This window comes from Mesorhizobium sp. M5C.F.Ca.IN.020.32.2.1, assembly GCF_004023105.1.
Classification (GTDB): Bacteria; Pseudomonadota; Alphaproteobacteria; order Rhizobiales; family Rhizobiaceae; genus Mesorhizobium; species Mesorhizobium wenxiniae.
In genome coordinates this window covers 1-9,302 of the sequence record NZ_RZSX01000157.1, presented here as the reverse complement: position 1 = coordinate 9,302, position 9,302 = coordinate 1, and the positions used below count along the sequence as shown (strand labels likewise).

Genomic DNA, 9,302 nt, shown 5'->3' with positions numbered 1-9,302 from the left:
CCCGGGCCTTCCAGAAATTCGCGCAAGCCAGACTGGATTTGGCACGATCGGCCGTGAAATGACCATGCTGCTCGACCGCAGCCCCGGCTTCGGCGTCTACATCCACTGGCCGTTCTGCGCGGCCAAGTGCCCCTATTGCGACTTCAACAGCCATGTCCGCCACCAGCCGGTCGACCAGGAGCGTTTTGCGCGCGCCTTCGAGACCGAGCTTGCGACAATGCGCCACCGCACCGGACCGCGCGAGGTGACCAGTATTTTCCTCGGCGGCGGCACGCCATCGCTGATGAAGCCGGAAACCGTGGCGACGGTGCTGGACGCGGTGGCGAAGAACTGGACGGTGCCCGCCGGCATCGAGGTGACGCTGGAAGCCAACCCCTCCTCGGTCGAGTCCGAGCGCTTTCACGGCTACCGGGCGGCAGGCGTCAATCGCGTGTCGCTCGGCGTGCAGGCGCTGAACGACAAGGATCTGCGCTTCCTTGGCCGCTTGCACAATGTCCATGAAGCGCTGCATGCGATCGGCCTGGCGCGTGAGATCTTTCCGCGGCTGTCCTTCGACATGATCTATGCACGGCCCGGCCAGACACCTGAGGCGTGGCAGGCGGAGCTCGAACAGGCTATCGGCCACGCCGCCGACCATCTGTCGCTCTACCAGCTGACCATCGAGGAAGGCACGCCGTTCCACGCGCTGCATGCGGCCAAGAAATTCGCTATTCCCGACAATGACCATGCCGCCGATCTCTATGCGCTGACGCAGGAGATCACCGCCGCACATGGGCTGCCGGCCTACGAGATTTCCAACCACGCCAGATCAGGTGCCGAAAGCCGGCACAATCTCACCTATTGGCGCTATGGCGAATATGTCGGCGTCGGTCCCGGCGCGCATGGCCGCTTCGTCGAGAATGGCCGCCGCGTGGTGACGATCGCCGAAAGAATGCCGGAAACCTGGGCCAATCTGGTCGAGGCCAAGGGCCATGGCGTCACCGGCGGCGAGACCCTGACGCGCTCGGAAGAGGCCGACGAGTTCCTCTTGATGGGGCTGAGGCTGGCCGAGGGCATCGATCTCTCGCGCTACGAAGCGTTTTCCGGGCGCAGCCTGTCGACGGCGCGGCTATCGATGCTGCAGGGCGAGGGGCTGGTGGCGCCGATCGGCAATGCCCGCCTGCGCGCCACCCCGGCCGGCATGATCGTGCTCGACGCCGTGGTGGCGGACCTGGCGCGGTAAAGCATAGGCCAGGAGCTGAACTGTCACAGACAATTTATCGACTCACGCGCGAGCTTGGCCGCGTTGGGTGTAATCCGGGAAACCCAGAGGGCATCTGGGGTGGAAGAACCCGGGAGGCGTTGCGCCGTTTCGCTCGATACTCCGGCGCTGAGATCGACATGGCGAAACCGACAACAATTGCTTTTGAAGAAATTGGAAGAAAGCACAGCTCGGGTGTGTCCGGTGGTTGCCCGGCCGAATTCGATAGAAGCACCCCGCCATGCGAACAACCCGAACACCCGGCCACGACCAATAGCGGAACAGAAGCGTGCCGCCGCTACTCCGAGCGCGAGCAGGCCAGCTCGCGTTTGCAGCGCCGGGGCTCGCCGGGGCAGCGGCTTCTGCCGCGATCCAATTACAATTTGCGAGTGATGTGTCGGCAGAGGTTGCCGATCTGGCGTCGCTCAGCGGCCACGAGCCGTGTTGAAGCCGGTGAGAACCGGTAAGCGGCAGCAGAGAGGTATGCTGGCGCTCCCATCTTCCACCTCGTCCTATCGAAACTCAATAATGTAGCCGTGCGAGCTGTTTTGCGGACCCATATCGTCCCACGTGCTCGCCTTGAGGTCGGCCGTGTCCCGGTTGCCGTCCAGATGAGCATAAAACATCGCAAAATCATCACCCTGCTTGTGCTCGTTGGGGTGGTTGGGAAGCCAATTGTTGTAAGTCATTGCCTCGCCGGTCAGCCATCGCCAGCCGCCACGAGGCTCGCGTCCCCCCGGATCCTGCTCAAGGCCGATCCACGGACCCATCTTGTAGGACACATTTCCGTCGAAGCCAGTTTCGAACATCCGGTCATCAGCCTCGAACAGTCCGTAAACAAAGTCGTTCTCCGCCTTTGACGAGATCGACGCCAGATGCGCTTTGCACCGCTGGGCAGCAGATTTGGCGGTCTGCCAAGACGAGTGGCGATCGTAAACCGCCACATAGAGGCGGCTCCCAAACTCGCCGTAGATGATTTCTTTGCCCCTGAGGCATTGCGCGGCGCGAATAATGCGCTCATCGGTTTCGAGCCCTTTCAAATCCTCGGGTTCGAAGAGCCGCGCCTCGTCGGCAGATACGACGGAATTCGTGCTCGTGACGCCAACCAGTTCCAGCCTGTTGGCGACGACGCTATTGATATATCCGGTCTCGGTGAGCCCCAGCGCCTTCTGGTATCGAGAGATCGCCCTGCGAGTCTTTTGACCGAAATTCCCGTCCACCGCGCCTATGTCATATCCGAGGTCGGAAAGCGTCAGCTGGATTTCCTTGCGTTGAGACTGCGTCAGCCTCATACGGCTTTCAGCTTTCTGCGGCGACACGAGGCCATCGCCGCCACCTTCGAGCAGGCGCAGCGCAGCGCGCGCGCTGTCGGAGAAAGAGCCGGATTGGTGCTTGGCCAAGTAAAGCTGCCAGCCGCGTGCAGTGGCAATGCGCTCGGCTTTTTCGAAATCTATCTGGGCGAGAAAATCGGATGCGGCGACAGCGGTCGCCGGCGCGCTGGCGTTGAAGTAAAATTCAGCGGCAATGTTCGAGACAATCTGCGGCGATTGGACGTTGTTCGTCTTTATCCGGACATCGCGGATCACACGCTTGAAAGCCGTACCTACCTCTAGCGAAGGGCTGGCCAGATGTTCAACTAAGGCCGTCGTGAAAGGCGAGTTCTCACCGACTCCATCGTAGGCGACCTGGCCAGGCGAAGCGGAGAAGGCGATCATCGTTCCCGAGCCGGTGGAACTCACCGGCGCCAGCCCCTTCAACGCAGCGCCGCGGGTGACGCCTTCGACGCTTGCATTCAGCCGGTCGGCGATCGGATTATTGCGACAGGCATCGACGAAAAGAAGCGAGAGCGAGGCTTTCCGCTCCATAATGCTTATAATGGAATTCAGCGCGATGGCTTCGGCGTCGACATCAAACTCCGACAGCAGCTCGGCATCGAGCCCGAGCAGAAAATTTTCGCCTTTCAGCTGCATCCCGTGGCCAGCGAAGTAGAACAAGGCGGTGTCGGCTGGCCCGATCTTCTTTGAAAAATTAGAGAGTCCTCTCGCGAAACCGGCCCGGTCGACATTGATCAGACTGTCTACCTCGAAGCCGTTTTCCTTCAGGAACGCTGTAAAGGCACGGGCGTCGGCGGCGGCGTTCGCCAACGGCGTTGTCGCCGTGTAGGCAGAATTCCCGACTACCAACGCAAGGCGCTTACCTTCCGCAGCGCTTAGCGGCGCTGAAAGGCCCAGCACCATCAGAAGCAGAAAAAATAGAAATGTCTGAAGATTTCTGAGCCCCATGGCTGCCTCTCTGCCCTAGCGAAAGCCTGAGCAGGAAAAGCATTGGTGTCAACATGGGAATAGGTGTTAGGCGTGTGAGCTGCGTTTCGAAAATCCAACTGCTGGCGCGCCTATATTAGGCTGAATACCTCGATCATCTCGGCGCGCCCTTTGACCTCGTGATAGCCGCAGGACTTGAAATATTGTCTACCTTCGGGCCACTGCTCGACGAACTGGGCGCTGACCAACAGCGGCTTGTCCAGTTTTCGCGTCAATCCCTCAATACGAAAGGCCAAATTCACGGCATCGCCCAGCGCGGTGTTGATGCCTTTGCCCATAGCGCCGATAGCAACTTCACCCACATGAAGGCCAATGCGGCAGTCGAGCACGATGTCTTGTTGTTCCCTGACCAGTACTCGGGTTGGCGACGTAGCCGCGTCTTCCGCAGCGCGGAGCGCCTGGGCAGCCTGAACCGCAGAGACACAGACATCCGCTGCGGTCCCGTGCCAGTAAGCAAATACACAATCACCAATGAATTTGTCGATTGAGGCACCGTAGTGCTTCAAAATCATATTGCAGTCCATATACCACTCGGCCAGGAGGGCCGCCACCTGTTCCGGGGACAGCCTTGCGCTGATTCCGGTAAACCCCTTCAAATCAGCGACGAACAGGGTGGCCGGCCGGCTCTTGGGGGCTGCCGGGTTGCCCCATTGAGTTTTTGTGTTCGCCGCTTGCGAATCCAGATCGGGGGCAGTCGTGCCCTGTTCGAAAAGAAAAATCGATCTGCCGAACTGGACGCGATCGCCGCTGTGCAGCACACGCGCGGTTGTGAGCGCCACGTCATTCACATAACTGCCATTGGCACTGCCGACGTCAACAACCCAGTAGTTCGCGCCGTCGCGCCGGATCGTTGCATGCTGGCGCGAAACTTCCCCGTCGGCCAGGCGTATGGTGGCATGTTCGCCACGACCAATCAGGTTGAAATCTCCCAGCCTATAGGCCTCGCTGTTGCTCAGTGCGGTTAAAGTTGCCGACATGATCCTCTCCCGTACGCTCAAGCGCGCACGCAGGTGCAATCTTAACACGGAGCGTTAGGGATATCGAAGTCGCATCGGCCGGCACCAACCACGATGCCGACACCCCGTTGACGCACGACCTCGTCTCCTGGGCCGACATCATCTTCGTGGTGGAAAGGCGCACCGCGCCAAACTGCAGAAGAAATTCAAGGCCAGCCTGAAGAAGGCCCGCGTGATCTGCCTCGACATTCCGGACGACTAATGAGTCCATGGACCCAGGTCTGGTGCGTCTGCTGGAAGCGCGCGTCTCGAAGTATCTGGGTTGAATGATGGGCCGAGCGTTTCCCCCCACGCTTTAGAGAAAAAGTGTCTCGGCCAATCGCGAAAGTTGCGGTAGTCAGGCGTCGTGCTTGGGGCGGCGCTTGGCGTGGCCTTTCTCGGCGTCCGCCTCACCGTCGCGCGCCGGCTTGGCGTCGCCCTTGTCGGGGCGGGCGCGGTATCGATCGCTTGTCGGATGTGGGGGCGCTCCGTTGCGGGAGCTTTTGGTTTCAAGGCGGGTGATGAAAATGTCGAAGCGATTGGGCATCGTCTGGTCAGTGCTCCATCGTGCTGCCGGTGCCGGTCGAGGGCTCGATTTTCAGCTTGGTTGCCTTTGACGGACGACGCTTTCGCGGCTTTTTAGCCAAGCTGGCGCCGGCTTTGGCAGGCAGGCTCTTGTCCGTTCGCGCGGCAAAGCGCTTGCGCCCTTCATAGTAGGGTTCGAAAACGTCCTGTATCTTGAGGCTGTCCATCCTGCTCCTCCCGAGATCAGGCATAAATCCGCCGGGCACGGTTTCGTTCCGTACTGTGGCAAAGGCATGGCCGCCGCCTCACTTCGGCATGGGTTTTGCCACCGGGCGTGAGCCGTGCCAAACAGGGTAGAATGCATTCATGGTCAGAGCCTGACGGGGAACACCGGTGACCGGCGAGTTGGCAAGACGCAGCTACGTGATCGGCCAGACCGAGATATCGGCCCGGCCGCTCGAGCCGGCGCTCTACCTGGTTGCGACGCCGATCGGCAATCTCGCCGACATCACATTACGCGCACTTGAAACGCTCGCCGCCGCCGACATCGTCGCCTGCGAGGACACGCGTGTCAGCCGCGTGCTGCTCGACCGCTACGGGATTCGCCGCCGCACCACAGCCTATCACGAGCACAATGCCGGCGAGGCCGGCCCAAAACTGATCGCAGCCTTGCTGGCCGGGCAGAGCGTGGCGCTGATCTCGGACGCCGGCACGCCGCTGATCTCCGATCCCGGCTACCGACTGGTCGGCGAAGCGCTCGACCAGGGCATTCGCGTCGTGCCGATCCCCGGCCCGTCGGCGCCACTCGCGGCGTTGACGGCCTCCGGCCTACCCTCCGACGCCTTCCTGTTCGCCGGCTTCCTGCCGATTAAGACCGGCCAGCGGCTGACGCGGCTGGAAGCGCTGAAGACCGTGCCGGCGACGCTGATCTTCTTCGAATCGCCGCGCCGGCTGGCCGAAACGCTCGGTGCCATGGTCGAGGCGTTGGGTGGCGCCCGCAAGGCCGCGATCGGCCGCGAGCTGACCAAGACCTTCGAGGAGATACGGACCGGCACCTTAGAGTCGCTCGCCGATCATTACGCGGCGGCCGACACGCCGAAGGGTGAGATCGTCATCTGCGTCGGCCCGTCGGAAGCAGCGGCAGACGAACCGGCCGATATCGACCGGCTTCTGCTTTCGCTTGCCGCCGAGATGCCGGCCTCCAAGGCGGCGGCGGAAGCCGCCAAGATGACCGGCGGCCAGAAGCAGGCGCTTTACCGGCGATTGCTTGAACTCAAAGACACCGAACGCAAGGACGCCGGGAAGGGCGGGAAAGACGGCGATGGCTGAACGCCCGGTCGCCAGCCGCCAACGGGCCTATCGGCGCGGCCACCACAGCGAGTGGCTGGCGGCTGCGGCATTGATGGTGAAGGGCTATAGGATCCTGGCGCGCCGCCACCGCACGCGGTTCGGCGAGATCGACCTGATCGCGCGCCGCGGCGACCTAGTGCTGATCGTCGAGGTGAAGGCGCGCCGCACACTGATGGAAGCCATGGAGGCTGTTCGCTACGAATCGGAGCGTCGCATCGAAAGCGCCGCCGATCTCTGGCTGTCGCGACAGTCCGACTATGGACGATTGTCGGTGCGTTTCGACATGGTCGCGGTGCTGCCGTGGCGCTGGCCGGTGCATATCGAGAATGTTTTCTACGGGCGAGACTAGACCATGCCCTGCCGCAAATGGCCGAGATAGGTGGATGTTATCATCGCCTCGTCCATCGGGAACGGGCAAGCAGTGCCAATAGCCGAAACTGCAGCTAAATCTGCGTCAGAGTTTGCTTGCGATCGCGATATGCGCCTCCTGTGGGAACGAGAAGCGCCCATCGACCCTCATGCTCGGATCAAGGCGCAACCGAGTGGCGGAGGCGACCGCCTCTATCACGCTGTCGCGCTCGGACGCCTGGTAATCGGCCAAGAGGCCAGCCATGGGTGTAGCGATCAGCTGAAAACGTACATAGTCGAGAACAGATGGAAAGCTAATCGTTTTCGTGACGGTGTAGAGTTCGACGTCATCCAGCCCCTCTTTCCTCAACAGATCGCCGACCTCATTCGCGTCAGCAAAAATATGCTCGGCACGTTTGATCTTCGACGCGTCCGGTCCTAGCCGCTCATCGAGAGCACTTGCAAACGCCTCTGCGCCGGGTGTGCGTTCGATGGCGCTATAGACGCTGAGCGCAACCCTGCCCGAAGATACCAGCACCCGCTTCATCTCGCGGACAGCGCAGGCTCGATCCGGGAAGAACTGGAGACCGAGTTGGCAAAGAACGAGGTCGATCGCGCCGTCATTAACCGGGAGTGCGAGGGCACTGCCTTGCAGCCATTCAATTGGCACACCTTTGTGCGGCACGGACCGCGCGACGGTGAGCATACCCTCATTCAAATCAAGCCCGATGATACGTCCCGTCGTGACCCGTTCGGCAGCCAGGCGCGTCACCACTCCAGTTCCGCAAGCAACGTCGAGTACGGCTTCTCCGCCCTTTGGCTGCACGCGATCGATAAGATCGGCTGCCCATATCGAAGTGATCGCCGGTACCAGGTAGCGCTGGTAAAGCTCGGGCGCGCTGCCATCGAGTTGCCAATGCTCGTGCCCTGACATGGCGCACCTGCAAGATATCGCCTGTTAGCAACGGTACCATGCCACACCACCGGTGTCTGCTCAGATGCGACGTTCCCTCCGGAATTGTGGTGGGGTGAACGTCCAGGAAGGGTTGAGCTCGGTCGTTCAGAGTGATTGGTCCGACCCTAGGGCGACCGTGCCAAATTAACTGTGCCGCCTTACCCCCAGACGAACAGCGCCGCCAGCCCGACGGTGCCGATGACCAGCCGCCACCAGCCGAACAGCGAATAGCCGTGGCGCGAGACGTAGTTGAGCAGGAAGCGCACGACGATAAGCGCCGCGACGAAGGCGGCGATGAAACCGGCGGCGATGACCGGCAGATCTGCGCTGGTCAGCACGTTGCGGTTCTTGAAGAGGTCGAAGGCGAAGGCGCCGACCATTGTCGGCATGGCGAGGAAGAAGGAGAATTCTGCAGCCGCGCGTTTGTCGACGCCCAGAAGCAGCGCGCCGACGATCGTTGAGCCGGAGCGCGACGTGCCGGGGATCAGCGAAAGGCACTGGAACAGTCCGATCTGCAGATAGAGCCTGAGCGGAAACCGCTCGACGTCATGGTAGAGCGGCTTCGGCTTGAAGCGATCCACCCACAGCAGGACCACGCCGCCGATGATCAGCATGATGCAAATCAGCCTCGGCGATTCAAACAGTACCGTCTTGATGAAGCCATGCGCCAGGGCGCCGATGACGGCGGCCGGCAGGAAGGCGACGAGGATGCCGAGGACGAAATGCCGCGTCACCCGATCACGCGGCAGATCGACCAGCATCTGCCACAGACGATGGAAATAGACGCTGAGGATAGCCAGTATGGCGCCGAGCTGGATCAGGATCTCGAATGCCTTGCCGGTCGAATGGAAGCCGAGAAAATGGCCGGCAAGCAGGATATGGCCAGTCGACGAGACCGGAATGAACTCGGTCATGCCCTCGATCATGCCGAGCAGCAACGCTTCGACGAAGGTCTGGCTTTCCATGGAAACCTCGGCGTTCGAGTGAGGGCTTTGAAGAACGGCTTGCTTGTCATGGCGCGGAACTCCTCCTATAGGTCGCAGCACCCTGACGGCCACCTGAATTCGGGGCGGCCAAGACTTACCGGCGCAGCCGGCGATTTGCCAGTGCGCTCTATTATCGCGGGACCATGCTGACGCTTTTCCACCACCCGATGTTCGCCACCTGCCGCTTCGTTCGCCTCGCTTTCGGCGAGTATGGCGAGGAGCTGGCGCTGATCGAAGAAAAGACGTGGATGCGGCGCAAGGAATTCCTGGCGCTGAACCCGGCCGGCACGCTGCCGATCCTGCTTGCCGAGGGCGACGTGCCGATTGTCGGCGCGGTCGTCATCGCGGAATATCTCGACGAGACGCGCGGCGTCTTGAAGCGCGACAAGCGGCTGTTCGCCGAAGACCCGATGGAGCGTGCGGAAATCCGCCGGCTGACCGACTGGTATCTGAACAAGGCCGAGGGCGAGGTTACCCGGCATCTGGTGCGCGAGCGCGTGCTGAAGCCGGTCATGCCGGAAACGGCGGGCGGCGGTTCGCCCGATTCGGCGGCGATCCGCGCCCCCCGCGCCAATATCCGCC

The 9,302-nt window shown here is 61.6% G+C and carries 10 protein-coding genes and 1 pseudogene; 5 read left to right on the top strand and 6 right to left on the bottom strand.

What is annotated here, in order from left to right; all coding sequences use genetic code 11:
* The first annotated feature begins 58 nt into the window (after positions 1-58).
* Complete coding sequence (gene hemW / locus EOA86_RS10665) at positions 59-1,222, top strand: radical SAM family heme chaperone HemW (protein WP_128341585.1); 1,164 nt, start codon at positions 59-61, stop codon at positions 1,220-1,222.
* Positions 1,223-1,752: 530 nt separating this feature from the next.
* Here the strand turns inward: hemW and EOA86_RS10660 are convergent.
* Together EOA86_RS10660 and EOA86_RS10655 are read right to left on the bottom strand one after the other, a co-directional pair.
* The gene (locus EOA86_RS10660; RefSeq protein WP_128341583.1) at positions 1,753-3,522 is read right to left on the bottom strand and encodes a caspase family protein; all 1,770 of its coding nucleotides are present in this window, start codon (positions 3,520-3,522) and stop codon (positions 1,753-1,755) included.
* Between the two features lie 110 nt (positions 3,523-3,632).
* Positions 3,633-4,538, bottom strand: coding sequence for an adenylate/guanylate cyclase domain-containing protein (locus tag EOA86_RS10655; protein WP_206629998.1), 906 nt, complete (start codon positions 4,536-4,538; stop codon positions 3,633-3,635).
* A 38-nt stretch (positions 4,539-4,576) separates the two neighbouring features.
* On the opposite strand from EOA86_RS10655, the pseudogene EOA86_RS40120 reads away from it, so the two are divergent.
* Positions 4,577-4,843 (top strand): annotated as a pseudogene (locus EOA86_RS40120) (protein tyrosine phosphatase).
* Positions 4,844-4,914: 71 nt separating this feature from the next.
* Here the strand turns inward: EOA86_RS40120 and EOA86_RS10645 are convergent.
* Positions 4,915-5,103: a hypothetical protein gene (locus EOA86_RS10645; RefSeq protein ID WP_095517666.1), complete on the bottom strand. Its 189-nt coding sequence runs from the start codon at positions 5,101-5,103 to the stop codon at positions 4,915-4,917.
* 7 nt (positions 5,104-5,110) lie between these two features.
* Positions 5,111-5,308, bottom strand: a complete 198-nt coding sequence (locus EOA86_RS10640) for a hypothetical protein (protein ID WP_095517667.1) — start codon at positions 5,306-5,308, stop codon at positions 5,111-5,113.
* A 166-nt stretch (positions 5,309-5,474) separates the two neighbouring features.
* Here EOA86_RS10640 and rsmI point away from each other — a divergent pair, with 166 nt between their 5' ends.
* Positions 5,475-6,410, top strand: a complete 936-nt coding sequence (rsmI, locus tag EOA86_RS10635; protein ID WP_095517668.1) for a 16S rRNA (cytidine(1402)-2'-O)-methyltransferase — start codon at positions 5,475-5,477, stop codon at positions 6,408-6,410.
* Positions 6,403-6,780, top strand: coding sequence for a YraN family protein (locus EOA86_RS10630; protein ID WP_128341582.1), 378 nt, complete (start codon positions 6,403-6,405; stop codon positions 6,778-6,780). The genes rsmI and EOA86_RS10630 overlap by 8 nt, the downstream gene beginning before the upstream one ends.
* A gap of 105 nt (positions 6,781-6,885) precedes the next feature.
* On the opposite strand, the gene EOA86_RS10625 is transcribed toward EOA86_RS10630, so the two are convergent.
* The gene (locus tag EOA86_RS10625) at positions 6,886-7,713 is read right to left on the bottom strand and encodes a class I SAM-dependent methyltransferase (protein WP_128341580.1); all 828 of its coding nucleotides are present in this window, start codon (positions 7,711-7,713) and stop codon (positions 6,886-6,888) included.
* A 179-nt stretch (positions 7,714-7,892) separates the two neighbouring features.
* A complete protein-coding gene (locus tag EOA86_RS10620) occupies positions 7,893-8,699 on the bottom strand; it encodes an undecaprenyl-diphosphate phosphatase (RefSeq protein ID WP_128341579.1) in 807 nt (268 codons plus the stop codon).
* A 164-nt stretch (positions 8,700-8,863) separates the two neighbouring features.
* On the opposite strand from EOA86_RS10620, the gene EOA86_RS10615 reads away from it, so the two are divergent.
* On the top strand, positions 8,864-9,302 hold a 439-nt coding region (locus EOA86_RS10615), incomplete at its 3' end, for a glutathione S-transferase family protein (protein WP_164891669.1).

What these genes read in the sequence shown, in the direction of transcription:
- hemW (WP_128341585.1), top strand. Translation starts at nt 59, where the DNA reads ATGACCATGCTGCTCGACCGCAGCCCCGGCTTCGGCGTCTACATCCAC.
- EOA86_RS10660 (WP_128341583.1), bottom strand. Translation starts at nt 3,522, where the DNA reads ATGGGGCTCAGAAATCTTCAGACATTTCTATTTTTTCTGCTTCTGATG.
- EOA86_RS10655 (WP_206629998.1), bottom strand. Translation starts at nt 4,538, where the DNA reads ATGTCGGCAACTTTAACCGCACTGAGCAACAGCGAGGCCTATAGGCTG.
- EOA86_RS10645 (WP_095517666.1), bottom strand. Translation starts at nt 5,103, where the DNA reads ATGCCCAATCGCTTCGACATTTTCATCACCCGCCTTGAAACCAAAAGC.
- EOA86_RS10640 (WP_095517667.1), bottom strand. Translation starts at nt 5,308, where the DNA reads ATGGACAGCCTCAAGATACAGGACGTTTTCGAACCCTACTATGAAGGG.
- EOA86_RS10630 (WP_128341582.1), top strand. Translation starts at nt 6,403, where the DNA reads ATGGCTGAACGCCCGGTCGCCAGCCGCCAACGGGCCTATCGGCGCGGC.
- EOA86_RS10625 (WP_128341580.1), bottom strand. Translation starts at nt 7,713, where the DNA reads ATGTCAGGGCACGAGCATTGGCAACTCGATGGCAGCGCGCCCGAGCTT.
- EOA86_RS10620 (WP_128341579.1), bottom strand. Translation starts at nt 8,699, where the DNA reads ATGGAAAGCCAGACCTTCGTCGAAGCGTTGCTGCTCGGCATGATCGAG.